20 protein-coding genes are annotated in these 25,640 nt (G+C 41.8%); 8 read left to right on the top strand and 12 right to left on the bottom strand.

The features are described from left to right. Positions 1 to 337: 337 nt before the first annotated feature. The 3 genes from GJB62_RS35400 to GJB62_RS35410 are packed head-to-tail and all read right to left on the bottom strand — an operon-like array spanning position 338 to position 3,298. Positions 338 to 1,963 (bottom strand): CARDB domain-containing protein, encoded by a 1,626-nt coding sequence (locus GJB62_RS35400; protein ID WP_114085413.1) that lies wholly within the window; start codon positions 1,961 to 1,963, stop codon positions 338 to 340. 27 nt (positions 1,964 to 1,990) lie between these two features. Continuing rightward, on the bottom strand, positions 1,991 to 2,665 hold the full coding sequence (locus tag GJB62_RS35405) for a cupin domain-containing protein (RefSeq protein ID WP_114085412.1): 675 nt from the start codon (positions 2,663 to 2,665) through the stop codon (positions 1,991 to 1,993). An 18-nt stretch (positions 2,666 to 2,683) separates the two neighbouring features. Continuing rightward, entirely contained in the window at positions 2,684 to 3,298 is a 615-nt protein-coding gene (locus GJB62_RS35410) for a glutathione S-transferase (protein WP_114085411.1), read from the bottom strand. Positions 3,299 to 4,083: 785 nt separating this feature from the next. On the opposite strand from GJB62_RS35410, the gene GJB62_RS35415 reads away from it, so the two are divergent. Then, positions 4,084 to 4,701 (top strand): TetR/AcrR family transcriptional regulator, encoded by a 618-nt coding sequence (locus GJB62_RS35415; protein ID WP_114085410.1) that lies wholly within the window; start codon positions 4,084 to 4,086, stop codon positions 4,699 to 4,701. Positions 4,702 to 4,837: 136 nt separating this feature from the next. On the opposite strand, the gene GJB62_RS35420 is transcribed toward GJB62_RS35415, so the two are convergent. Together GJB62_RS35420 and GJB62_RS35425 are read right to left on the bottom strand one after the other, a co-directional pair. Further along, positions 4,838 to 6,388 (bottom strand): L-lactate permease, encoded by a 1,551-nt coding sequence (locus tag GJB62_RS35420; protein WP_114085409.1) that lies wholly within the window; start codon positions 6,386 to 6,388, stop codon positions 4,838 to 4,840. Positions 6,389 to 6,757: 369 nt separating this feature from the next. Further along, on the bottom strand, positions 6,758 to 7,486 hold the full coding sequence (locus GJB62_RS35425; protein WP_114085408.1) for an iron-containing redox enzyme family protein: 729 nt from the start codon (positions 7,484 to 7,486) through the stop codon (positions 6,758 to 6,760). A gap of 783 nt (positions 7,487 to 8,269) precedes the next feature. On the opposite strand from GJB62_RS35425, the gene GJB62_RS35430 reads away from it, so the two are divergent. The 3 genes from GJB62_RS35430 to GJB62_RS35440 all read left to right on the top strand — a co-directional run bounded on the left by GJB62_RS35430 (position 8,270) and on the right by GJB62_RS35440 (position 13,577). Next, positions 8,270 to 10,987, top strand: a complete 2,718-nt coding sequence (locus GJB62_RS35430) for a TnsA endonuclease N-terminal domain-containing protein (protein WP_114081117.1) — start codon at positions 8,270 to 8,272, stop codon at positions 10,985 to 10,987. Then, positions 10,988 to 12,454 (top strand): ATP-binding protein, encoded by a 1,467-nt coding sequence (locus tag GJB62_RS35435; protein WP_114081118.1) that lies wholly within the window; start codon positions 10,988 to 10,990, stop codon positions 12,452 to 12,454. It begins immediately after the preceding gene. 943 nt (positions 12,455 to 13,397) lie between these two features. After that, positions 13,398 to 13,577, top strand: a complete 180-nt coding sequence (locus tag GJB62_RS35440; protein ID WP_147262576.1) for a hypothetical protein — start codon at positions 13,398 to 13,400, stop codon at positions 13,575 to 13,577. Positions 13,578 to 13,859: 282 nt separating this feature from the next. Here GJB62_RS35440 and GJB62_RS35445 read toward each other — a convergent pair whose 3' ends face one another. The 3 genes from GJB62_RS35445 to mobC form a co-directional block, all read right to left on the bottom strand. Then, positions 13,860 to 14,825, bottom strand: a complete 966-nt coding sequence (locus GJB62_RS35445; RefSeq protein WP_159402695.1) for a hypothetical protein — start codon at positions 14,823 to 14,825, stop codon at positions 13,860 to 13,862. Positions 14,826 to 14,928: 103 nt separating this feature from the next. After that, the gene (locus tag GJB62_RS35450; RefSeq protein WP_159402696.1) at positions 14,929 to 15,951 is read right to left on the bottom strand and encodes a relaxase/mobilization nuclease domain-containing protein; all 1,023 of its coding nucleotides are present in this window, start codon (positions 15,949 to 15,951) and stop codon (positions 14,929 to 14,931) included. Continuing rightward, positions 15,929 to 16,381 carry a plasmid mobilization relaxosome protein MobC gene (gene mobC / locus GJB62_RS35455; RefSeq protein WP_114085406.1) on the bottom strand — a complete coding sequence of 151 codons (453 nt, stop codon included), beginning with the start codon at positions 16,379 to 16,381 and terminating at the stop codon, positions 15,929 to 15,931. The genes GJB62_RS35450 and mobC overlap by 23 nt, the downstream gene beginning before the upstream one ends. Before the next feature lie 244 nt (positions 16,382 to 16,625). Between mobC and GJB62_RS37255 the strand changes: the two genes are divergently transcribed. The 4 genes from GJB62_RS37255 to GJB62_RS35470 all read left to right on the top strand — a co-directional run bounded on the left by GJB62_RS37255 (position 16,626) and on the right by GJB62_RS35470 (position 20,466). Next, the gene (locus tag GJB62_RS37255) at positions 16,626 to 17,588 is read left to right on the top strand and encodes a transposase (protein ID WP_209271447.1); all 963 of its coding nucleotides are present in this window, start codon (positions 16,626 to 16,628) and stop codon (positions 17,586 to 17,588) included. 829 nt (positions 17,589 to 18,417) lie between these two features. Next, complete coding sequence (locus GJB62_RS35460; protein ID WP_245246346.1) at positions 18,418 to 18,921, top strand: hypothetical protein; 504 nt, start codon at positions 18,418 to 18,420, stop codon at positions 18,919 to 18,921. Continuing rightward, complete coding sequence (locus GJB62_RS35465; RefSeq protein WP_114080986.1) at positions 18,918 to 19,739, top strand: hypothetical protein; 822 nt, start codon at positions 18,918 to 18,920, stop codon at positions 19,737 to 19,739. Before GJB62_RS35460 ends, GJB62_RS35465 begins: the two co-directional genes overlap by 4 nt. Next, the gene (locus GJB62_RS35470) at positions 19,723 to 20,466 is read left to right on the top strand and encodes a hypothetical protein (RefSeq protein WP_114080987.1); all 744 of its coding nucleotides are present in this window, start codon (positions 19,723 to 19,725) and stop codon (positions 20,464 to 20,466) included. The genes GJB62_RS35465 and GJB62_RS35470 overlap by 17 nt, the downstream gene beginning before the upstream one ends. A 63-nt stretch (positions 20,467 to 20,529) precedes the next feature. Here the strand turns inward: GJB62_RS35470 and GJB62_RS35475 are convergent, their stop codons facing one another. From GJB62_RS35475 to GJB62_RS35490, 4 genes are all read right to left on the bottom strand, one after another. After that, complete coding sequence (locus tag GJB62_RS35475; protein WP_114080988.1) at positions 20,530 to 20,736, bottom strand: hypothetical protein; 207 nt, start codon at positions 20,734 to 20,736, stop codon at positions 20,530 to 20,532. A 94-nt stretch (positions 20,737 to 20,830) separates the two neighbouring features. Next, complete coding sequence (locus GJB62_RS35480; protein ID WP_114080989.1) at positions 20,831 to 22,741, bottom strand: hypothetical protein; 1,911 nt, start codon at positions 22,739 to 22,741, stop codon at positions 20,831 to 20,833. A 271-nt stretch (positions 22,742 to 23,012) separates the two neighbouring features. After that, a complete protein-coding gene (locus GJB62_RS35485; RefSeq protein ID WP_114081249.1) occupies positions 23,013 to 23,984 on the bottom strand; it encodes an AAA family ATPase in 972 nt (323 codons plus the stop codon). Continuing rightward, entirely contained in the window at positions 23,974 to 25,620 is a 1,647-nt protein-coding gene (locus GJB62_RS35490; protein ID WP_114081251.1) for a DDE-type integrase/transposase/recombinase, read from the bottom strand. The genes GJB62_RS35485 and GJB62_RS35490 overlap by 11 nt, the downstream gene beginning before the upstream one ends. Positions 25,621 to 25,640: the final 20 nt, after the last annotated feature.

Raw genomic sequence — 25,640 nt, forward strand, 5'->3', positions numbered from 1 at the left:
TAACGAAGTGGATTACAAGAATTACTGCATATAATTGCACATATATATGCCATAAAAGTATAGAGTATTGATTTAATAGAGTGTAATGCAATGTCCTTGATTGCAATTTTATACAAATTGTCAAAACCGTCCGAGACAACAATTTTAAGCCTTGCTATATCTCTGCTTTCTTGAAACAACAGTGTCGGGATCTCGGCTCAATGCCTTATGCAATTACGAGAGGCAAAATTCTCAATACTTGTCGGTTAAGGGGAAAAGGGAAAGAACAAACCTTTAACCTTTACCCAAAACCCAATTCCGAGTTAAAAATGCTTAACCGAGCAGTATTGGCAAAATTCTAACCTAGAAAGTGCTGAGATACGAATTCACCTACAGCAATACCTGTTGTAAGACCATCTTCGGCAGCAGACCGGAAATGAACCCCACCATAAATACGACTATTACTACTTTCTTCTGCTGCCTGCATAAAACCCAGGTATGAACGGGAAATACCTGGTAACTCTTGTGAAGTAGTGGTAAAACTAATGTTGTTACCGAAAAATTCATCCAGAATTTTGCCTGCTGCGCCTCCAAATACAGAATGTGCTGCTAAGTAATCAGGATGGGATGGAGTGTTTAACAGTGGTTCCCAGTCCAAATCGGCATCAGTATTCGCATTTCCATCAATGTCAGCTTCTTGGATTGCTGTAATTGGTCGCCATCTATTGAATGCATATTTAGCATCATAGGCAGCAATTCCCGCATCAGCTATGCCAATGTTCAGTAGAGCAAACAGTCGGGCGTTCTCTTCTAGTGTGTTACTTTGCTGCAAAGCAACTGTTTCTGCAATTCTGTTCCACTGACCAGGTGTTGTAAAAGTGTCTGGGCGACCAAAAGACCAAAATTGAGCAATTTCTGTTTGTTCTGGAGTGCGGATAGTACTGTTTTTTTCACCTAAAATTCTAACTTCGTTAAACTCTTGTGTGTATTCAGCACTGTTAAGGTCAGGAAAACCATCCGGACGAAACGTTGACCCATTTGGTATAGCAAACGGAGTAACTAAGCCCCAATTCGGGAATGCAGCAGGGGCGAAATTAGGAGGAGTGGGTCGCCACACGCCTACAGTCGGTTCTAGGCTATAAGGTGGTTCATTTGCCTTATCTGAACCGTCATTACTTCGCAAAGCGATGATTTGATCGGCAACACGTTTACCTAATTCAATTCCAGCATCCTTAGCTGTACCATTAGGGATTTCTACTAAAGATCTAAACCGCTGTTCGTCTAATACAACCTTCTGTGTTGGATACAGATTTAATAACGTTTCATAAGCCGATTCGACTACCGCAGCTTCAGGTGAAGCAGATATAATTTCAGATGGATTTATATTAACAAAATAGGGTTCGTGAGTTTGATAGATGGCGTTAGTAGCATCATAAATAGCTGCATGAACTATCGCCAAGTTGCGTGAAGCTATTAAAGTTGGTGTTGCAGTATTTTGTATAATGTTTAATGCTACTGCATTCCAATCAATAACTGCATCGCTTCCGTCTGTAGAAAAGAAGTTGATAGCTTGGTTGTTGCTTTCGTTGCCCTCAGTAATAGTGTTGTTTGGATCAACTTCAGCAATTAAATAATAAGCTCCTGGTGCTACAACAGAAGGTGTTCTAATTTCGGGATCTGCAAACTTAACAGTGAATGTCTTAGATTGACCAGGTGCTAGATTAATATTGGCATAGTTCAGGCTACCTAGAAGCTCATCCTTACCTGCTAAATTACCCTGATTAAGAGGTAAGTTAAGCAGTGAATCTGTTGAGGCATAGAGATTGATGTCTAAGGGGCCTTTGAATATCTTATTGCCTTGATTAGTAACAAAAACCTTTATTTCCCCTGCTTCCTCAGGAAAGATAGTGGGTGTCTCAACGTTTCTAATCTCGATTTGAAGATCTGGTAATTTTGATCTATTTGAGGATTTTGTGGGATTCATAGCTTTACTGATGGTTCGTAGATATACTTAAACCTTCACAAAAAATTTACTACTTAAATGTCCCACCTTGACGTAGATGAGGCATCCCTTACTACTAAATGGGGTGTGAATACTGCCAGCTGGATTGCGAAGCCATGTCCCCTTGGGATAGAGCCCAAATTCATCCTCAAATACACCCTCTAGCACAAAGATTTCTTCACCACCAGAATGTGTATGGCAGTTAAATCGAGTTCCTGCTTCCCATTTCACCAGCGCAACTTGCTCTGTCTTGTAAGTATGGAGAGGCATCACTTGTAGTCCCTGCACCAAACCAGGTTGCCAAACTGCTGTATTTGTATTGATAACAACATAGTCCTGATCATCTGCGTCCATTTGCCACAGCTTGACGAAAATATCACAACCAGCTTTGCTATGGGGGATATGTTTAGAACCTACCGGGTTACGGACATAACTACCCGAACCGTAATCACCATGCTCGTCAGAGAACACACCGTCTAGAACTAAGAATTCCTCACCACCGCCATGTACATGGGGTGTGAAATAGCTTCCAGGTGTATAACGGACAATACTGGTTACTCGTGCCACTTCATCCCCATCACGCTCCAGCATACGCCGCTGTACTCCTGGTGAAGGTGAGTCTACCCAAGTAATTTCCTCGGTATAAACTAAAGCACGCTGACTTAAGTCTGAATTGATCTTCATAAATTTCTTTTGCAGACGTTAGGCTTTAGCACTGGGACGACTGGAAGTTTCCATATACCAGCGTTTCATATTCAAGCACTCTTCAGGAATGGGGATATTAACAAAAATTGCAAAATCCATAGCGCAAAGAGCAGTAATATCCGCAATGGAGAAAACATCCCCAGCAATGAACTTTCTATCCCGTAGTACTTGGTCTAGTAGCCAGATAGTTGCAATTGCTCTTTCGTGGTTTTTCTTACCCCAGTCTACATTCTGATAAGTCTCTAGCTCACCCAAGCCCAAAGTAGCATGATGAAAGTAGGCTCCAACAGTATCCATCAGCCCATACTCAACGCGACGCGACCACATCTCAATTTCTGCTTTTTCTTGAGGGGTTTTACCCATCAGATATGGTTCGGGGTGTATTTCCTCAAAGTAGCGAGAAATGGCAACAGTTTCACTAATGTAACTTCCATTATCTAGTTCCAAAACTGGAACTCCAGCAATGGGGTTTTTGGCTTTAAATGCTTCACTTCTGTGTTCACCAGATGGAACATCAACTTGCACAAAAAAAACATTCCTAATGTTCTTTTCAGCTAAGAATATCCGCACTCGGCGCGGATTGGGAAAATCTTTAAATTCGTAAATTTTCATCAAAAACCTTTAACCTAACTAGTCGGTAGTAAAAGCACCGTCAATTCTGCAAACTGGGTTTAGGCAACTGCGTAGAATTGGTTGATATCTTGTAAGTGGTAATTGACAAGCTTGCTTGAACACTGGTAAAAAATAGAATTGTCTCTGCAACTTCCTGAAAAATAAAAATGGTTATATTCATAACCACTTTCAGGTAAATGGAGATATCTATTAGTACGACAGTTTATCTACTACTTAATTTTATTCTACCATCTAGTAGATAGTTGTCAAGACATTCACTATATCCCTGACCATCAGTGAGAAGTTAAGACAAAGTGCCTTTTGTCAGTGAGTTAAAAGGAGTTCAGTCGGGATATGGGCAAATGCGATTTCTTGTGAAGAAACCCAATATCTGGGTGGATTACAGGTTTCAGTAGAGTAACTCCACCAAGGGTTGAGTTCGCACTTTAATCCTTTGCTGATAATAAAATACATATTTTGTTGTTTTTTATAGAAAAATTTATTACATTAAATACTAAAGATAGATAGGAAAAGTGTAGTATTGTATGTTACATGTCTGTGCCTCAAAGCCTGATTAAAAATTGTGTTTCTGACCTTATTTTTCAGCAATATTTTAAGTACTATTACTTATTTAGAAATGGTGTTTGACCTTAAATTGGCATGAATGGTCAATAGCTAGGATGTTGAACAGTTAAAATTCTTCCCCTGCCTTAGGACAGAACTTTGGTCAGTCAATCAACTGTTTTTTGTTTATTACACTAAAATTGAGCGAATCAAGAATAACAATGAAAGAAATTTTAATGGAAGAGACTAATACATATGAACAAATAATGACTGTAGCTAAGGAGTTAATACAGAACTATGGTTACAATGGCTTCAGTTATGCAGACATCGCTGCGCGTGTTGGTATTCGCAAAGCAACAATTCACTATCATTTTCCAAATAAGAGCTATCTTGCAAAGAGTACCGTAGCTCGCTACCGTGAGAACTTCCGCCAAAAGTTAAGGCATATTGAGCGACAAACTAATGACCCTTATCATCAAATTGAGATGTATGTACAAATGTATCATAATGTTCTTGAAGAAAGTAACAACATTTGCATGTGTGGTATGTTAGCAGCAGAATTTACTACGTTGCCTAAAGATGTTAGCCAGGAGGTACAAGAATTCTTTTTAGAGAATGAAGAATGGTTAGCAAACGTCATTAAATCGCTTAAAAAACTTGAAATAGCAGACATTGACAGGCTGGACAAAAGGTCTGAACAAAACGATGCCTGGCTTTTACTATCAGGACTTGAAGGGGCGATGCTACTGGCTCGGACTCATGAAGGCTTACCACGCTTTTGTTCAATTGTGCAGAGGCTTCTTAAAGCGCTAGGTCTAGCGACCCCCAAACATCGGTAGTTTGACCTGCGTCCGTCAAGAAATTAATGTGCTTTTACCCCTTAAATTACCCTGCTATAAGTGATTGTGGAATAACGTATGTAATTCCTCAAAGCACTCTAGATCATTATTGTGAAGTAATTGCTGCCATTAATATTTATCTAGTAGCTAAGATTGAGAGTATCATAGTTACTGTTACTGCTGCTATAACTAGTGGACTCATCCTCCTGAGTAAGAATGCTTCACCTCTGTGAAGCCCTACAGCAGTGGCAGCGAGAATAGTGCGAGTAGGTGCAATCATTGTTGCATGACTACTAGCCGCATTCTGGGCAGCCATTAGCCAATCCAATTGGAGTCCAGACTGAGTACTTACCGCTAAGTGTAATTGGGAGAAAAGAGCGTTACTACCTGTATTAGAACCAGTAACCCACCCGCCTAGAGCAGCTAGCCAAGGCGCTACCCACTTATAGCTATCACCAAGCATTACTGTTGCGATACCTATAGTTTCTGTCATTCTGCTGATTTGCATAATTTGAGAGGCTATAAGAAAACAAGCAATAGCTAATGCTCCTGGTATAAACTGTCGCCAAGCTCGCACTGCCGCAATTCGGAATTCTAATACCCCAATACCTAGTATTTTAATAGTAGCAAAGACTGTAATCAGTAAGCTGAAGCCAGGATTATATAGTAGAGGCAAATGTAGATTGACGATAGGAATTGATAAGACACAGTGGCTCTGAAGCCATACCTTAATGGGTACGATCAGACGGGAGAATAGTAGAAACGCTGTCAGAATTATGTAGGGTGCCATTACTCGACAAAGAGACAGTTCAGAACTGCTGACTTTTCGTCCAGTAAACTCAATATTTAAGTTAATGCCAGAGGTCTTTTTTGATTGACTACCAGTAATAGCATATAATATAACTTTTCCTTGTCGCTGATAAACTTCTATCTGTCCCCAGGCTACTATAACAGACATAGCTATGACACTGGCAAGTAACCCTGCAAGTTCAATACCTGGAATAAAACTGAACACGTACAGACTGGTAGTTAATACACCACCCACAATAACAGCGACTGGCCACCGCCGCTGTAAAGACTTTTTACCACCACTCACTGATAGTGCCACTAGACCATAAAGCATGGGTAGAGGAGCTGTTAATAGAGCTGTGTAAGCTCCCAATTTACCTGGATCTAATTTAGCTAGCTCTGCTCCAAGAGCTGTACCTATCCCTAATCCACCCCAAGGTACAGCCATTTGACCCAAGATGCCTAGTATAGCTGAGTGACCTAAGCCAAATTCAAGTGCAACAAAGATCGGAATCACCAAGATAGTACCTACTCCAAATCCACTAACTGACTCTGCAAAAGGAGCTAACCCCATTACTAACAGTAAAACCTGTAGATCCCTATTAGGAACTAAGCGAGTAATACCCCACCCTAGAATATTCATACCACCTGTAGCTTGCAACAGATGGTAAAGCAGCAAACTAGGAAGCAACAGATAGAAAATCAATAAAGAAGCAGATAACCCCTGCCCTAAAGCAATTAGTAATTGTCTGGGAAGTAAGTGAAAGGGCGGAAAAATAAATGTTAGAACAATAGTAGTCATCAATGTAGCTATTCCAGCCTGTTTGCCATCTCGCTGTAGCACAACTAACGTAAAAATAGAAACTCCTAAGGGCAGGAGAGCCAGGATTATTTTCAAAAGATGCTCCCATTAAAATTGATTAGTGACAAGTTTAATATCTGACTTTTTTCAGCAAGTCTAAACTATCTAAATAGGAAGATTTTCCAAATATAACCAATTTTTAGTAATTCATATTTAATGACAATAAATGACGAAAGAATAGAATATTCGGATAGGTTTAAATATAAATTAAACTATAAATTTATCTTGTTAAAACCGTGTAAAAAAACTCAATTCATAATTTTAAATAATTGATGTGCATAATGTTACGCACATCAATTCCAAATGCCCTAAAAATCTATAGTTGAGTTGAGTCTGATGTATAAAATCTCACTCAATATTGTAGGGTGATACCATCTCAAATTCTATTGACAAACGCAGCACATATTAAATTTTAGAGACGGAGATTGTTTCCTGTAATTTAGGTACAGATGCTCTGTAAACATTACTCCAGAATGTGTCCCAATTATGTTTAGCTTTCTGGTAACCAGCAGCTAGATCACTCACGCAAGAAGGATCAGCATCTGCTACTTCATTAATCGCCTCCCTGACTAGTTGACGATGAATAACATCAGCATCACCTACATGGAAATTCCAGAATTCCCAATCAATGCTTTTTTTATTATCTTTAATGTAAGGATTCTTAATGAGATTTTTATGCATATTAGCCAGATAAATCTGGCAAAGGCACTCTCCTCCCATACCGCACAAACCAATAGCATACGCTGGTGACTCATTTAGAGTTAGCTGCTTAATCTCATTAAGCAAAGTAACATTTTCCTGATTTATTGAACTTTCAAATACATCCTCACTAATACTAATACTAAGAAGGAAATCATCAAATAGTCTTAGGTGTGTATGCTTGTCATTCCCTTCTCCCAATTCTTCGGCTAAGATTTTTGCTATCAAGCTTTTCATTTTGCCGTAGGGAAGTTTTGAAACTAAAACACCAAGATTGTCAGGGAAGTCTTTAGTAAAATACCGATATTGGAGGCATATGCTCTGTAGAGTCTCCAATGAGGCATTTTGTAAATAATGTAGCTTCTCATCAGCCACATATTCAGTTTCCAATCGAGCATCATCTGCAATCGTCCAGAAATCATCGCGTGTAATCATTAAAATCTCCTAAATACTAAAAAAATGTTTTTTGATTCAGAAATACTGTTACTAGAACAGCAAAGCTTTAGAAGCAAGTTATTTCCTGATAACTAAGCTTTTTATAGTAGCTACTTCTAAAGGTTTTGCAATGAGCATGGAACATCCTCTTCATTACCTCCATACATTTTTAATTCCATTGAGAAAATGCTTACAGACTCAGCCCCATCTAGTAGGTAAATTACCATCTAGTAGGTAGATAAATGAAATGAACAATCGTACAGAGAGTTACGCACTTGCTGGAAGTTTTACTAGATAAACACTCTGTCCATCAATATTTTTCCGTCTCAGAACACTTAGTAGATAGATTACCATCTAGTAGATAGATTACCATCTAGTAGATAGATTACCATCTAGTAGATAGATTACCATCTAGTAGATAGATTTGGGTACATTTGTGCTTTTACCCCTTGGATGACCAAATTGTGAATCATACCCTGACCAAAAATTAACGACATTTCAAGGGTTATAGCCTAAACAGAACATAAAACTTTGCATAAGATTGTGTCCGCGTGTCCTGATTGTGAATCATAATAAAGCCTAGAGTTGTCACAACTAAAAACCGAAAACTTCTCCCGAATAATTCTCTAAAAATGACTAATAGGTACAACTTAGATGACAAAATATGGTTCAAAGTGACTAAGATATGATTCAATTCGCGTCTTCTTGGTGTTTTGAGAAGACTGTTATGAAGTTTGTGAATTCCCTGTATCACATAGGTCACGCCAAGGAGGTGAGGCTCAAATGAACGAATTCGAGTTTGAAGATTGGTGTAGGCAACAGCAACTAGCAACCCACACCATTGATTTGATTGCACTCCTCAGGAAATCCCCACCCTCACGTCGGGTACAAGGACGAACCAAGAACGTTTGTGGCGTGTATCCTAGTTCTAAAATGGGGGTCACAATTCAATTCGAGAGCCATACAGTGGAATTATGGGCGATTTACCTGATGGAACACGACCCCAAAGTTTTAGAGTTCTACGACCAGCCACCACCATTCAAAATCCAGTACAAAAATCAAGCAGGGCGTAATATCGGTCACTATCATACCCCTGACTTTTTTGTATTACGTCATGATGGTGCGTGCTGGGAGGAGTGGAAAACAGTTAAGGAAGTAGAGAAATTAGCACAAAAATATCCTGGGCGTTATCAAAAAACAGCATCCGGTCATTGGCGTTGCCCACCAGGAGAAGCCCACGCATCACAATTTGGTCTAAAATACTGCGTTCGTACTGATGCCGAATTGAATCCCGTTTTTACCCAGAACTTAATGTTTTTGTCGGATTACCTAGGATTTAAATCAAATTTGACAACAAATGTACACTCGATAGTTCTGGCTTACCTGGAAGCAAATCCAGGAATAACGATTGCGGCATTGCTACAAGAATTAAATGATGTATGTGCCAATGACATATACATCATGATTGCAACTGAGCTTCTGTACGTGGATTTGTTTGCTGTCCCCTTAGTTGAACATTGGCGGACACGATTATGGGTAAGTCAACAAACTCATGACGCTTATACACACGTATCTGTTGTAGGAGTGACTACAAAGAACGCTCCCAATAGTCTCACAACACTGCTACCTAACACAGCCCTTGAGTGGGATTCGGCGCTATGGACTTTAGTAAACTATGGCGAGACCACAACCACGCTATTACCAGAGTCAGGCTTCCCAATACAGTTACCCACAGCATTTTTTCTCCAGTTATTCGACAGTGGCACCATTAAAATCCATAACGGAGTTACAGATGCAACTATAAATGAAACAGTACGTACTTTAATGGAGGCCGCTTCTCCTGTTCACTTAAAAGAAGCGAACCGAAAATTTAATATAGTACAGGCATATTTTCAGCGCCATACAGATATCTATCAAGACATCAAAGAGCGTACCTTGCGTAGATGGGTACAACAGTTCCGTGAAGCAGAAGCAAGTTTAGGTTGCGGTTATGTTGGGTTACTACCACGGACACATCAGCAAGGGAATCGTCAACCAAAATCGCCCACAGATTCAAGTGAATTATTAGATAAATTTATTAAAGAGCATTTTGAAACACCAAGACAAGCGACAGGCGCTTCAGTATATCGGGCGTATGTCAGAACCTGTACAGCATTAAATATACAACCCCTTAGTAACCGCACTTTCTACCAGCGTTTAAAAAAGCGCCCAACTCATGAGCAGACATTAAAGCGTCAGGGAGCAAAAGCCGCATACGCAACAGAGCCTTTTGTATGGGAACTAGCTTTAAATACACGTCCTCACGGAAACCGGCCTCTGGAGATAGTCCATATTGACCATACCGAACTCGATATTGAATTACGCTCACTTGCTACAGGTCGGCTACTTGGGCGACCTTGGCTAACATTACTGACCGATGCCTATTCCCGGCGAATCTTGGCAGTTTATCTGACTTTTGATGCACCTTCTTACAGGTCTTGCATGATGGGGCTACGTATTTTAGTCCAGCGCCAAGGTCGTTTTCCCTCAACATTGGTTGTAGATGGTGGCAAAGAATTCCACAGTATATACTTTGACACCTTGCTGGCACGTTACCACTGCACCAAGAAAACAAGACCTGGTGGCAAACCCCGCTTTGGGTCAGTAATTGAACGATTATTTGGGACGACAAATACTGAATTTATCTATAACCTACTAGGTAATACCCAAGCAAGTAAACAGCCCCGCCAACTCACCAAAACTGTTGACCCAAAACAGTTAGCTGTTTGGAATTTGGGAGATTTATATACTTACCTGACCCAGTGGGCTTACTCCATTTACGACTCAAATCATCACGACTCATTAGGTGCCTCTCCAGGCGTTGTTTATAACGAAGGGTTGTCAATTGCAGGAGAACGGTTGCACCGAAGTATTGCTTATAACGAAGAGTTCTTCATGGCAACACGTCCTTCCACCCCTAAAGGTCAAGCGAAAGTTCAGCCGGGATATGGGATTAAAGTCAATTATCTCTACTATTGGAGTGATGCTTTCCGCAATCCAAATGTAGAAAAAACATTAGTACCAGTACGCTACGACCCTTTTGATATGGGAGTTGCTTACGCCTATGTTGATGGGCGTTGGGTGAGATGTATCTCTCAGTATTACAGTACTTTCGTTGGACGCACTGAAAAAGAAGTGTTGTTAGCGGCACAAGAAATTAGGCAATTGAACAAACGTAGCGCCACGGCGACAAATTTGAACGCTAAACATTTAGCTGACTTCATTGCCAATGTCCAAGAACATGAAGCCTTGTTGCTGCAAAGATTGCGTGATTTGGAAAGTAAACGCTTACTAGAGAATTTAACGTCTAGTAATTCTTCAGACTCATCAGTAAACCAAGTAAAGGAAAGGTTGGCTGTATTGGCACAACAGAGTGAAGATGTTGCATCGCAGCACGTATCATCTCGAAACGTTGAACCGTTGGATCTAAGTTCACTGCCAATATTAGCGGAATACAAATAGATGGATTTAAACAGGAACAGGAGCGATGACATCAACTTACTTACTCAATTTAAGGAGTATGCAGTTTTACATCCACAGTTAGCACGGGTAGATATGCTGCTCATGCGTGCGATTCGAGAACCTGCTGGATTTGCTCATGTGTTGGTGTATGGGCCAAGTGGTGTGGGCAAGACGACGATGATACGGCAAATTGCCCGACGTTTAAATGCTCCTCACAGTGAGGATTTAGCAAAGAATTCCTCAAGCTACCGCAACGGTTATGTACCTCAATTACCTCTTTTACTGATAGAGACACGTCCACCTGACAGTGGGGTGTTTAATCGAACTGACTATTACCGGACTGCGCTGAAGCTTTTGAATGAGCCATTCTACGAGCGTCGTAGCATTGTAGACATTGATACATCGGAGGCATGGGAGAAAAAAGGGCGTGGACGTAGTAGCAAAGCTTCCCAGTTTAATGATTCTCCAGAACTGCGCCACGCATTAGAAGAAGCGATGACCAAACGTGGTGTACGTGCGGTTATCCTTGATGAAGCGCAACATTTAATGAAGATTGGGACTGGAAGTAATGCTGGCAAGCTTTTAGACCAGTTGGATTGGATTAAATCCATGACGAATGTTACGGGTGTTTTACACATCCTGATTGGTACTTACGAACTGTTAAATTTCCGCAATTTAAGTGGTCAAGCATCTCGGCGCGGTCTAGATATCCACTTTCCGCGCTATTTGTACCAAAATGAACAAGACCGTTTGGATTTTCAAGCCGCTTTATTGGCTCTTTTGAAGCAAGTACCTCTTGATATTAATATTCCCGAATTAATGCAGCATTGGCTTTACTTCTATGAACATTCTATTGGCTGTCTTGGAGTACTAAAAGACTGGCTCATCCGAACTGTGGCGGCGGCATTAGATGATGGAAATCAAGCTTTAACTTTAAAACAATTACACGAACATACCCTAACGCTAGCGCAGTGCGAACGTATGGCAATAGAAGCAACTGAGGGCGAAGAAAAACTTAGCTATATGGAGAGCCGTCGCGAACACTTATGGCATTTGCTACAAATAGGAATGGGTTCAACGGATGTACCGACTAATGCAGTCCCTCCTGAAACTCCGTTGGTCGGTAGTGAAATCACTTCATCGCAAACAGAGTCACCACCTAAAACAAAGCGGACTCGGAAAAAGCCAAACGTACCTGCACCACAAGAATTCACGACCACAACAGCAAACGAGATCCCTGTAGAGCCAGCCCCAAAAAAGAAGCAGACTCGCAAAAAAACTACATCTACTCAAACACTTGAAATTACTGATACACCACTTAGTAATTCCAGTGCTGACCTTCAGATGATAACCCAGGAGACGCAACAGCAAACAGATAAGAGCCGCGAGAAAAAGTCAGGCACACGGGTTGGGCAACGCAAACCCAAGCGAGACACTGTTGGGCATGAATCGCAGTCAACGACATAAGAATGATAATCATTGGGTGGGGGAAGAAGCTGCCGTCGGCAGCTTCTTCCCATTCTCTTTATTAATGAGACAAGGGTGAGCCTTGCTCACCCTTGTCTCCCCCTAACTATACGATTATCATTCTTACAACTCATGTCTCAAGTATGAAGTATATCTTGTCCTAAGTGCTTCTGAAGTATTTCGTGACCGTTTGGCTAAATTATCGTTCAAATCACAACATTTATTTAGCTCACATTCCACAATTATTCGTTTTGCATTACTGAAATGTCATGTGGGGTAGCCACCGAGAGAGGTAGAGTCGAGGGGAATAGCAACATTCCCCTCGACTCTACCTCCGATACTGTTGGCGGAAGTGTTACAAAGGCATAAACAAAAGTATTACAACTAAAAGACGCAATAACAGATTGAAGGTTTGAGCTTAAATAATACTTGTATTTAAAAACACTTAGTAGATTCGCTAACGGTATCGGATACCCGGTGGCCACCCATGTGGGTGATGGGGAGACGAGTTGACTATCACTAACTTTTTACTGTTGGTAGAGGCTGTTTTTAGCTTACAACACTGATTAGACAGGCAGGAGTGAACCCCGTTGCTAGAGAAAGTCCATAATATTCTCCAAATTTAAGTGAGTGAATAGACTTGTCCGATTTGAACTGTTGAGAACTTATCAGAGCTTAGTTAGGGTTTTATGCAGTTAAAGAAACAATTTACTTTTCTTTACATTATCGCTCGTGAGTATCGGGGTCAAATGAGCAATCGTACAGATAGTTACGCTAAGGCTGCAACCCTTACTAGGCAAGCATTCTGTCAATCGATCTATTTTAGCAATTCTCAATGTACCAATTAACCTATAGGCTATTTGGTGCAGCAAGGCTTTCAAGCTCCTAAATTTCAGAGACTTCAATTGGTACAGTTTTATTCCTGGCGATCGCAGTATTGAAAGTGGCTCATCAAGTCGTTAGCTGTAGCGAACTGCAAACATCGGGACATGAAACTGCAAATAAGAGGGGTCTCAAAACCACATTATCTGCAAATGAAACCACATTATGGTTCTTGTCAGATTTTGGTGATGATGAAAGGTTACGCACTTTAAGGCAGATAGCAGATGGCAGAAGGTTTTAAGACGTTTTGTTATCCGAGCGTAGGACTTGTGACTAAGACGGGCGATCGCAAGAAGGCTTTTTTGTGATGCAGATTTTCTATAATTCTTGCACTGCTTCAATTTTGGGAATTTTTCCTTCCTTCTGCCGTCTGGCTTCTACCTTGCCCTAACCAAGATTACCAAAATTTGCCAAGACCCTTAATCCTGCTTCAAATGAAATTATAGTTGCATTTAATTCTGGCTGAAAATAGTGATAATTGCAGGTTGAGGAATTTATAATTGCAGGTCGCTACACCTATTACCTAGAGAGATATACCTTTATTTTGTCTAAGTTCTTGTTGCTGTTCTGATTCTATTATTAGTTGCAATACACGCTCTGCTTTTTGCCAAAGCTGAATATCTTCTAGTTCTACTTCACCGACATGAATGGGTGAATACTCAAGCTCACCCGACTGGTTTCGGTTGACTACCACCCGAAAAATCTCACCTCGTTCATCATGGGTAAATACCAATTCTTTACCCTGTTTCTCCAGAGTGGCACGTTTGAATCTAAGGCTATTCTCACCACTTTCTCTTAATTGCCAGTTGATTAACTCAACAGCAATAGGCACTGCTACGGCTAAGAATTCCTCTTCTTGACGCTGCTTTTCATCGAATGACTGTTCTGGTTCTGACTTTTGAGTTGCCAGTTGGTTGCTAGCAATAAGTACCAATTCTCTAGCTTCATCTTGTGTCCATCCGGCTGGACTAGCAAAGATAATTTCTTCAACATCTTGGATTGGCTTATCATCTAATAGCGCCCGTATAGCAATTTCTTTATCTCGGTCAGTCACTAATAAGTTTTCCAAGTCGGCGCTGTAATACTTATATAACTCGGCTGTTTGATTCGGGGTTAGTTTTGGTTTATCTGCGGCTAGAGTTTGAGCTTTGTTAAGAGCAACTGCATCCACTGGTTTTTGTGATCTATGGAGTTGCTCCAAATAAACAATCGCTGCTTCCAGGTCATCGAATATGGTTCTTCCGGCTGATAGCTGCTGCTGATTTTGAGAAAGTTGTTGTGTTAGTTTTAATACTGTTTCAGTTAAGGCTGACTCGACACTTGATTGCTCAATATAATCAGAAATTGATAAGATAGCTTTCTTCTCTGTATGGGATTGTAACTCTTGAGTAATCGCCGATGATAGCTCGTCGAATGCGGTTCTACCTGCTTCGCTCTGCTGCCGATATTGAGAGAGTTGTTCTGCTAATTGTGGCAACGTTTCAATCAAGGCATCATCAACTGCTGACTGTTCAATAAAGTCAGAGATTGTATTTATTAGTTCTGAAATGGCTCGTTGCCCTGCATCTGATTTAGCTTGGTTTAGCTGGTGTTTAGTTTCGGCTATAGCTTGAGCTTTTTTTCGGGAAGATGGTTGATATTATTTGTTGATTAACTTGGTTATTATCTACAGATTCTAAGAAATTATTTAAGTGGTTAATTTCGCTATCATCACGTTTAGGGTCGTAGTTTATCCCCAATTCAGACTGGAGCTTTGTAAAGGAACACTTATATTTATTGAGATTACCTCCCTGTTTCCAGAGCAGGCGAGGGCTACCATCTTCATTAAATGAGCCAATATCAATACCAAACTTGATACCCCTTACCCCACCGTGACCGTAATAACTGACGATAGATTTAACTTGATGCTCTCTCCATAAGCGCTCAATTAGCTGGGGCATTGTGGGTTTATCTGCTGCCACTTGCTCAATCGCTCGGCGCATTATTTCTTCGCCTGGAAGTCCATCGCGTTCGACCCGTTCAAGCTGATTACGAGTCATAGCTTTCTGTTTACTTTCCCAACTGCTTTGTACTGGGGTTAGCTGAAATTCTCGCTCTAGTAGTCGAGCGGAGTGTTCCGAATGGGCGTAATTATTCCAAGTACGTATGGATTTACCATCTAGGTTATTAACTCTAGATGCAACGATATGGGTGTGGTCGTGTTCTTTATCAGAGTGCCGCGCTATGAAGAAGTCATAGGCTGGTAGTTCTGTCTCAATAAATTCATCAACTAGCTGTTTGAGTTTGGTGTTAGCTATCCTTTTATCTGGTTGTTTGACTTGGGATTCATCACCTTGAAGCCGCGACAGTACAATGACAGATGCCAAGTGACGTTGAGACAGATTAGCTAATTTGTCATCATTTAGCGTTCTATCACTTTTCGGTACACTAAGCATTAAGTGGTAGCATGGGTCTTTTAGCTGCGGGTTAAGATGGGCTGATAAGGTAAACTGCTCTACAAGTTCATTGGTACTTTGACCGTACATATTCCCGCCAATGATTTTGGCTTTCTCTTTCTCAAGCACATATTTCGTAGTGCCACGAAATGATTTGTTAGCCTTGACTTTGGTAATCATTGCGCTGTCCCTCTACCGTAGGTTGAGTGAGTGATTGGCGAGTATGCTCTAAAAGTGTTGTCAGTTCTTCAAGAGTTTTCAGATATGATTTGACCTCGTTAGTCAACGGTTGGCTACCAATTTTCACAGCTTCGTTGATAGCCCTAGTCTGCTGATTCAGGTTATTACCAATCTTCTTTAACTCGTAGATAGCCTGTCGGTTCACTTCGGGTATGACTAACTTAGGATGTGGTAAAGGGTAGTCAAATAATCTCGCTCTAATATAGTCGCTTTGCACCACTCCACTGCACCGTTGTTCTAGTCTAGCTTTCTCGGCATAGCTAGCCCTAAACGTGATGGTTACTTCTCGTTTCTCATCTGGTGCTACTGACCGATTGGTTAATGTGTCAGCTAGTTGATTACTAAGATTGGTACGGGGGTCTGGCTGCATAACTAGTTAGGAGTTCATTTACCTTGTATCTTAGAAATAGTAGTAGACCGTCCCAACCTTGGTCATAATAGACCGCTTCGTAGCATGGGTCACTACAACAATCTCTTTGACAGAACTCGAACAGTCGCCGGGGTCAAAGCTTTAAACGCTGATATTTAAAGTATACAGTCCGTATCGGGCAAGGATGAGTTAAATCAAGGGGATGAATTCAAAACAGGGTACAGAAATTAGTTGAGAGTGAAATATGGAAAATATTTCTCAATGGGTAGGCATTGATGTGAGTAAAGCAACTCTCGATGTTTATATCCGTCCAATGGGTAAAGCATTGAAAGTTGCTAATACAGAAGTAGAAATATCTCATCTAGTAGAACAACTCAAATCATTTGATTTAAATCTGATTGTGTTAGAAGCAACAGGAGGATTAGAAACAGAACTTATTATCCAATTGCAGGCAGCACTTTTACCAGTAGCATTAATTAATCCACGCCTTGGAAGAGATTTTGCGAAAGCCACAGGTCGGTTGGCAAAAACTGATGCTATTGATGCACAAATTTTGGCACACTTTGGGGAAGCAATGAAACCCCAGGTGTTAGCAATTGAATCTGAAACAGCGCGTCAACTGGGCGAATTAATTAGTCGCAGAAGACAGTTAGTCGAGATGCAGACTGCTGAGAAAAATCGTCGGGCGCGTGCCCGTGGTAAAGCATTAGCAGATATTGAGGCTCATATTGAATATCTTGAAGAGCGTCTCAAACAGCTCAATCAACAAATTCAGGAATTGACGCAAAATAATCAACAATGGATTGATAAAGTCAATTTACTCAAAACTACTCCTGGTATTGGTCAAGTTATTTCTACTACCCTCGTTTCTGACTTACCAGAACTCGGTCAATTAACTGCCAAACAAATCTCTCGTTTAGTTGGTGTTGCACCGATCAATCATGATAGTGGTCAACACAAAGGTAAGCGGATGATTAATGGTGGTCGTGCCCATGTTCGAGCGACTCTTTATATGGGTGCTGTGGTTGCTATGCGTCATAATCCCGTTATCAAAGCCTTTTATCAGCGCCTTGTCGAACGTGGTAAATCCAAAAAATTGGCCCTAACTGCTTGCGTTCATAAGATGTTAGTCATTTTAAATGCAATGGTTCGAGATAATTTGCCTTGGTGTCTAACTGACAACTTTAAACCAATTGTCAATGTTTAATCACAAGTCAACCTTTTTATACTTTGCTTGATGCCCAGAGCCAGCAATGTACGGCATCCGCATTGATGCTCCCCTATAACTGGGGTAAATTTTTCATGCTGTTTTTGCCTACACGAGAAATCCAGCAACCGAGGAAGATTCGGCGGCGAAGCGGAGTGTCTGGTGCGGGCTTTGACTATCTAGACTACAAGCCATAAGTCTTCTAGCCCGTACCAGACACCGCCGAATCTAGCGCAGCGTTCCTCTGTTGCGTCAATGCTCCAACCCACGTTTTTTTGTTAACGATCGCTTGACTTTTAAGACAGTCGCTACTTATTCATTTTTTCACCGGGTTATTCGCTGTAGCTGCTACGGCGCTTTGCGCCGAGCAGGTAGGCGAATAACCCGGAACCTCTTGTTGACTCATCTACCCCTTTAATAGACCTGTTAAAAGGGGGTTTGGGGGACACCCCCAACAAGCAACCACGCCGCTTTACCCGGAGGGTAAAGTAGCACGTAGTGCGTTACGGCGTATTGCTTGCCTACCCCTCACGACGGGCTAGGGTAAACCAGAACCAGGGGGCACAACCGGAGACTGGGGGAGTAAGAGACTTTGGCTCACCACAATTGACTCTGTGCAATTTCCTCGGTGTAACCGAGGGCAGGGTCTGTTTAACAATGCTGCCAACACCCTTTGATGTCAGAGTGCTGATTCATGGATAACTGCTTTTTTAAACTAGTCTACCTCACGAGGATACAAACCCTTTTTTGTTGATATTCGTCACATCACGACAAGAAACTTAAACTTTTTCTGACCACGACTTTTTTACAATGGAGTAATTTCTTACTAATGCTGAATATGTCGCGCAAACCGAAAGCTGTCCCTTTATCAAAAATAGAAGATATTCAAACCAGTCTCAAACAAAAAGCGGCGACTCCTAAAACTATCAGCCTGTCAGATTTAGTTCTCAGTTTGGCTAAACCTATTCAAGATATGTTAGACGCTGGCTACTCTTATGAAGATGTTTCTGATGTCTTTAAAGGTCATGGGGTAGAACTAGCGGCCAGTGGTCTGAAGAGTTTTCATAAAAAAGCAACAACTTTAACGGAGAATAGTTCGAGTAATTCATCATCAGATAAAGCGGTTGAGGAATCAGTTAATTCTGACTCCGAGCCAGAATTAACTGATTCCTCAACCTCAAATAATGACTCGGTTTTACCAGTAGAGCCAGATAGTTCACCAATTGATAGCAGTGAACCATCCGGCTCATCATCAACTAAAACTAGTAAACGAAATAAAACAACACCTAAGACTTCTGCCCAATTTAACATCACTGATAGGAGTGAAATATGAAACGCATCGTGATGATACTGGGGGGCAAGGGCGGTACAGGTAAGACTGCCTTTACTCGCTTGCTACTGGATGTAATGCACAATAAAGGAATTAATTATTTAGCTTATGACGCAGATACAGAGAATCCAGAGTTGTATGAATACTATCAAAACTTTGGTCATGGGGTAAGGCTGTTGAATTTCCTGGAGGTAGCAGAGGCGAAACGCTTCTTTACGGAAATTAAAGCGGAATCACCGGACTCAATAATAGTAGATATGCCGGGGGCATCAAGCAATAAAACCAGGGAGATTATTAGTAAATTTGGGCTATTCAAGATTGCAGGAGATTTGGGTTATCGGGTAACGCTGGTGACTGTGCTTAACCTTGGGTACTCGGTAATAACCAGCTTAAAAACTATGGCGGAATTCTGTAGTGATAAAGCTGATTATGTGGTGGTAAAAAATCTCTGTTGGGATAAAGGTTCAGGTTTTCAGCGCTGGGAGAATAGTAAAACGTCGGCAGCTATAGCAGAACTTAAAGGTATAGAAATAGAAATGCCAGAGCTAGACTACTCAACCTTTGACACGTTGACAGAAAAAGGTCTGCCTTACTCGGCTGCGACTGAAGAGAACGGATTTCCCTTTGGAGATTACCTGCTAGTGAGTGGATTTTTAGATCAGGCGAAACCAGAGCTTGAAAAAGCTGGGGCTTATTTGGGGTTGCAGCAACCTCTTGCTCTGGTTGCTCCTGAGTCGAACACCTCAACTTCAAAACAGCCAAAAGTTACTGCGTCTACTTCTCGTCGGGGTCAAAATAAAACTAATGAGCAACAACAATAATGGCAACGGCAATCACAGCAATCCTTACTCTGAAACTGCCAATTCAACAGAGAGCAGTGAACAGGGTGAGATCAAGACGGCACTAGGCAGATTATATAGAGAGTTTGAAAGTTTTAAGCAGTCACAGAAAACTGAACGCGAAAGGGATAGGGCAGAGTTACAAGCATGGGCGCAAACGAATTTAATTCAGAATCAACTCCTCAGCAAAGCGATGGTGACAATCGAGATGCTGACGGGGGAATTGAAGAATCAGAATCTCTCCTCTCACGAGTACGAGCAGAGCAACGAGAATTTGAGGCAAGAATTAACTCCCTTGATGACGCAGTTAAAGAATATGCCCAAGTCAACAGCAACATTAGAGAACTTAGAGTTCAAAGGGCTAAAGACCGAAGTATTGCAGTTGAAGGAGAACTGGGGCAAGTTGTTGATTCACACGCAGAACTTAACTACAGCGATTCAGGATTTGAAGAACAGCCCTCCCCCCAAACCCATCACCATAGAGAAAGAGGTTTATCGCTCTGAACCCATAAGTAAATATGGGACGATGGGGTTGTTTAGTGCATTATTTACTTTGTTGATTTTCCTTGGGTTCAATCAATTTATTCCGGTAAATATCTCGAACGATATCGACATCTATTTAAGAGCAATTTTGCAGCGTACAGATTATAGTAATGCCAAGCTACAACGGGTAGAAAAGCGTTTGGGGACTGACCGAAATCGAAGATGAAGGGCAAGATATAGCGATTGGGGCAAAGGCTTAACGTAATATTTGCCCCAATAATAGAAATAATCAGAGGTAAGAATCCACGAGTTTACCTTGAGTTGACCACTTCTCATCTAGAAGGCGACAAGCGACATAGACAACTTGTTGAGGGTTGCGTTTGTGCCTTCCATTCATGTTCCAAGAACGGACAGTATAATCACTTTGATAACCTAAAACAAGTGCAAGCTCGTCGTAGGTTAACTGCCACTTTTTCTTAAACTCAATTGGGTGCATAAATTTAGATCCATTACTAGGATTTCAGGGTTTTGATGTCTTGATGTTTTTGAACTAAGTGCTTTCCGAACGGCTTTTTGAGATTGCAGTAAGATTAAAAAGCAGTAAACCCTAACTTCTCGCTACCCTTCAATTGCTTGGATTCTATAAGTTGTGCAATGGCACTCCTTAAATAGCGAACACTAGGTTTTTCTTCGCCCCACTTTCGGCTATTTCTAATCGCAGCAAAGCTGACTGGTGTTGTAACGGCTGAAGTGACAATGTTTAAAATCTGCTCCTTATCAGCCTCAGAAATACTGACGAATTCTACCTCTGCAATTTCAAGCTCTTGGGTAGGCTTTGAGAAAATAGACTCAAGCTGATTAACTGCGTCTGATGGTGCAATTTTCTCCCCTCTGGGCATAACTGCTGGCTGGTGATGCTGCACCAGTTCCGGGAAAAATTTGAGTAATGTTCTAGCTGGATCTGGTTGACCATTTCCAGGGTGTAACTCTATCTTTAGCCAGTCTGGAATCATGCCGAGATTGCCACCGTTAACAGGTTCGGCAAAGTTATTAGGGTTGGCTTTGAAATATTCGCCACTGGCTACATTAATCTTTCGCAATCCGCCAGCGCTGACAGACTGAGCTACACAACCAATGAAGTTAACCGATTGCTTAAAGGTGTCTGCTAGTCCTGCTGTCGCCTTGCCAACCACAGAAGTTAAGTTGGAGCCATGCAACACAATGATTAATGTACCGCCACACTTGGCGAAGCGAGAAAGTAAATATTGGATAGCCCAAGTGCGATCGCTCTCATCAAGTAGGGACAGCAACCGCATCGCCTCATCAATGACTAACAGTAAGTTTTTGTGGGAGTAAGGTTCACTTGCATCTAAGCCTTTAAGAAATTTAAGCAAGTCACGGGCAACTAGTTTATCTGAGCCGTCTGCATCTTTTTCAGGGTATTTAAGAGCAGAAATCAGATTGCAACTAAAGGGGTAAACATCCACACCGGCTGTAAAGTATTGGGTGTTTAATCCCGAATCTAAAGCTAGAGATAATATTGCCAAGATTGCTGCTAAGGTTCCCTTACCACCTCGCTGAGTGCCAGCGATCGCTATCACCTGGGAACTCATCATGTCTTCTATTTGAAAACCACTTTTCGTTAAAGCTGCGATGAGTGCGTTTGCTCTATTCGCCAGAGGGAGATGAGTTATAGTCTCTGGTGAAAGCCCATTAGCTGATGACTGTAACTCCTCCGGTTTAGAAAGTTCCGAAGTTTGGCGAGTGTCCCGAATATCTATCTGTGGTGATTGAAATTGCTTAATATCTACAGTCGGTGGTAACTGGGTTTGAGCTTGTGCGATAGCACTTATCTCCGACAGATTCACCCGGCTGTCAATCGTCACATCCTGTAAATGGAGAGCCATACTTTGATAAGTCGGTAGCTGACGACCCTTAAGCTTGCCAAACCAGCCAAACATCCAGCGATAAGCATAAAAACGTTTTCCTGGTTCAACTTGGGTTAAATACTGCCCAATATTTTCAAACTCAGCATGAAGAAAGGCGTACTCTTCTGCTGATTGTCGCTCTAGAAATTTAACGGTATTAGCAAGATGATCCGCTTGATAATTGCTTCGATTATCATAGTCACCAGCACGAGCTAGAGCGTCTATAAAGTTGCCACGTACAAAGGGTAAGGGGGCAATCTCTTTGGTTCTATTGGAATGTTCCACTACAAACCATAACCAAGCTGCACCGCCAATTAAACCACCAACCAGTGCCATTGGATTGACAGCATAACAAACCGCTCCGATCCCAGAAGCCAGCAAGCCAAGTACACGGGTCATGTCTGCTTCGTTCTCAGAAACTCTGGCCATTTCAAACAATTGCTCTTTTCTCTCTTGCAGCCATTGGGCGATATTTCCGGCTTCCAAGTGAGACAAGCTAGGATATGATTCGCGCAAATGTTCAGTTTCTTTAGTTGTAATTTTTGGGATATTGTTACTTGTTGCGGCTCGCAAACATAAACGCTCCGGCTTGCAAACAAGAAAATTGTTGGCTCACATTAATTGCAAATAAGATTACACTTCGGCTCACATTAATTGCAAATAAGATTACACTTCGGCTCACATTAATTGCAAACAGACTCATTATTATTTGCAACGGGCTTGCAATCATCCGACTTGGCTCAAATTAATTGCAAATAAGCCAGATGCAGATAAAGCGGTGGGTATGCTTGTCTGCAAGAGTATCGAGATGAAAAAGATTTAATGTACTAAATATGACCAATAATTAAAGTGGCAACCCCGCAGCTAGCATTTGCTCTTGTAATTCACGCGCACGAGTGGGATCAAGTTGTCCGCGAAACAGCGATTTAATTTCAGCCGGCTTGGCATTGAACTGTTCCGCCAAGCCCCTCACGTCATAGCCATGCCTTGTGAGAGTGGGTTCCAAATCGTCAATTTGCTTTGACAGAACTGACTCCACAATCACCGTAGTCACAGGTTTGACCGCGACTCGGTACGCCGCCTCCAAAGCTAGTGTCAAATGTTGCTCAATTTGTAGTGGTGTCAAGAGCCGCGTGGCAAGTAATTCAATAGCTTCCGCCTCCAATATTTCACCAATTGGAGTATCAGAGATAGTGCATTCAGATACTAGCCATTCAATATATTCTCGCTGATTGCCAACAATGCCTTCCAAGGAGAAGACTGTTGCTCGATAACCGATTTCTTCCATAGTCGGACGGCGCAGATCATTTTTCAGTTTGGGATGACCAGCCAGCACCACTGAAAGTGTGCCACCACCGTCTTCAACTACTTCGATTAAACGTTTGAGTCCCGTCAGGGTACTGTAATGAAGGTCATGAGCCTCATCAACAAACAGTGCTACTGACTTTTTACCTTTTCTAATCAGGTCGCGTAGTTCCCGTTCCCGTTTTTCACCGTCTTTAGGGATTTTAATTTCCTTATCTGTGGATAAATCGTAGAATAAAGCAGCAATAAGTGTTGGCAGTGTCGCCCGTTCTTTATCTACAGAAAGGGACTTCGAGACTAGAATCTTACCTTCTTTCTCCAAAACATCAAACAAGCGTCGTAAAGTAGTCGTCTTGCCACACCCAATAATTCCCGTTATGGCAATCAGTTTCCCTGAATGGATGGCAGCTTTAATGTCTTTGAACATTTGCTTTTGATGGTCTGTTTCGTAGTAACCAGCCTTGGGAAATTCCTTGACCAAACGAAAGTGTTCCATTACTTCAGTGAGCATTTTGCTGCCCTCCTTTGTTCGAGTGGAAATACTGCCGTACTCGTTCAATAATCACTTTTTTATTCAAAGTCTCAGCTAGCAGCCCATCAATAAAGGCAATTTGTTCAGTGGATAATTTCGCCAAAGGTTTAGCGAGATAATCTGAAATCGCCAGTTTAGCGAATAATACAGTGGGATAAGTAAATTCTTGGAACGGGTCTGGGTCTTTAAAAGGTGTGACAGTTGGCTCAATTTCCTTGTACTTATCCACCAAAAATTGCAGATCCGCGTTTTTATCCAAGGCAGTTCGTGGCAAGCCCAGCTTAAGAGCTAAATCTGCAATCCGGTCTGCCCGTTCTTCGGTTTTAGTTTTCTTGTGTTTGCGATAGCGATGCAAGGGGATAGGCCCATCAACTGGGTAAAATGGGCCATAGCGTTGGTCGCCTTTCTCTACATATAATTCGTTATCAAAAAGACCCCACCACAGCACCACAGTTTCGCCTGCTAAGTCTGGGTTTACTTCATAAGCCACGCCCTCAACTGATACTCTGGCTGTTGCATCCACTTTCCTTCGTTGCGGTTCGCGGGCAAAAGTACAAAATCGTTCCCAACTACACATCTGCCTGATTCCGCTTTTTGGCAGATTTCGCAACCAATCCTCTAAGCGTGAGTGCGCTTCTGTACGGTGTTTTTGGTCGTTATAATTTAGCAGATACTGCCGTAGCCATAGGTTAGCCTCAACTTCGTTTTCTGGTTCGTGAAAATGATACAGAGTCTCATGGGCTTCTTTGACTGTCCGGAACGGTCTTTCCACTTTTCCTTTGGAGCGAGCCGTTACCCTTCTCCCATCTTTACCCGCAGGCAGATGGCTAGCAAGCTTGATTCCCAGGCAGTCCATCACATTTTGAAATACATGGCTTTTGGCAATTGGCCCGTTGTCCGTATAGATCATCTCAGGAATTCCCTGGAAGGGGCATCCATCCGAGGTGGAAGCCGTCATTGCATTAAATAGGAAGCGCAACGCTGCTGTTACATCCTCTCCATAAACACAATGGTATTCCTGGTAACACACACCACTGCGGTCATCAACGACACTATAAAGCATCAATAGCGGATTCCCTTTACCCGTTTCCACCCATAAGGGCTGCTTTACGTGTTTTAAATCGGACGGGCTAAGGTCGAAATGCCAACATTCATTACTGTGAGTTGCTTGAAAACGTACCGCAGGCGGTTGACGAGTCATTGTGAGATGGTCGTAGCCCCATGTTTTCAAATAACGGTTGACAGTGGCTTTAGTTAACAACCCCTTGGGTGGTTTGATAAAACCTTGTGGGGTGTTCATCCCGAAATCTTCTAAAAGTTCAATCGCCCGTGCAGTGGAGACGTGCCGCCCTTTCTTGTTGCAAGTGCGGATTTTCGTTGCTGCAATGACTTCACAGTAAAGTTCCATTTCCGCCTGTGATAGCTTTCGAGGTGTCCCGCTATCTGAACGGTTGATCGATTTGGGGCGTGATGAGTTACGCAAAGCACGATATAGAGTATCAATAGACACTCCATACAATGAAGCTGTTTCTTCCATGAGTTGCCGACGTTCTTGGCAACGGCTTGGTAACATATCAAGTCGATGACGCAAGTTGGTTAAAGCTTCTGCTGGAATTTTCTTGCGGATCATGCTCG

The organism is Nostoc sp. ATCC 53789, from assembly GCF_009873495.1.
GTDB lineage: Bacteria > Cyanobacteriota > Cyanobacteriia > Cyanobacteriales > Nostocaceae > Nostoc > Nostoc muscorum_A.

Coding starts and splice junctions, on each gene's coding strand:
- GJB62_RS35400 (WP_114085413.1), bottom strand. CDS start 1,963: ATGAATCCCACAAAATCCTCAAATAGATCAAAATTACCAGATCTTCAA.
- GJB62_RS35465 (WP_114080986.1), top strand. CDS start 18,918: ATGAAACGCATCGTGATGATACTGGGGGGCAAGGGCGGTACAGGTAAG.
- GJB62_RS37255 (WP_209271447.1), top strand. CDS start 16,626: ATGGAAAATATTTCTCAATGGGTAGGCATTGATGTGAGTAAAGCAACT.
- GJB62_RS35470 (WP_114080987.1), top strand. CDS start 19,723: ATGAGCAACAACAATAATGGCAACGGCAATCACAGCAATCCTTACTCT.
- GJB62_RS35430 (WP_114081117.1), top strand. CDS start 8,270: ATGAACGAATTCGAGTTTGAAGATTGGTGTAGGCAACAGCAACTAGCA.
- GJB62_RS35415 (WP_114085410.1), top strand. CDS start 4,084: ATGAAAGAAATTTTAATGGAAGAGACTAATACATATGAACAAATAATG.
- GJB62_RS35435 (WP_114081118.1), top strand. CDS start 10,988: ATGGATTTAAACAGGAACAGGAGCGATGACATCAACTTACTTACTCAA.
- GJB62_RS35405 (WP_114085412.1), bottom strand. CDS start 2,665: ATGAAGATCAATTCAGACTTAAGTCAGCGTGCTTTAGTTTATACCGAG.
- mobC (WP_114085406.1), bottom strand. CDS start 16,381: ATGCAGCCAGACCCCCGTACCAATCTTAGTAATCAACTAGCTGACACA.
- GJB62_RS35475 (WP_114080988.1), bottom strand. CDS start 20,736: ATGCACCCAATTGAGTTTAAGAAAAAGTGGCAGTTAACCTACGACGAG.
- GJB62_RS35460 (WP_245246346.1), top strand. CDS start 18,418: ATGCTGAATATGTCGCGCAAACCGAAAGCTGTCCCTTTATCAAAAATA.
- GJB62_RS35450 (WP_159402696.1), bottom strand. CDS start 15,951: ATGATTACCAAAGTCAAGGCTAACAAATCATTTCGTGGCACTACGAAA.
- GJB62_RS35410 (WP_114085411.1), bottom strand. CDS start 3,298: ATGAAAATTTACGAATTTAAAGATTTTCCCAATCCGCGCCGAGTGCGG.
- GJB62_RS35425 (WP_114085408.1), bottom strand. CDS start 7,486: ATGATTACACGCGATGATTTCTGGACGATTGCAGATGATGCTCGATTG.
- GJB62_RS35485 (WP_114081249.1), bottom strand. CDS start 23,984: ATGCTCACTGAAGTAATGGAACACTTTCGTTTGGTCAAGGAATTTCCC.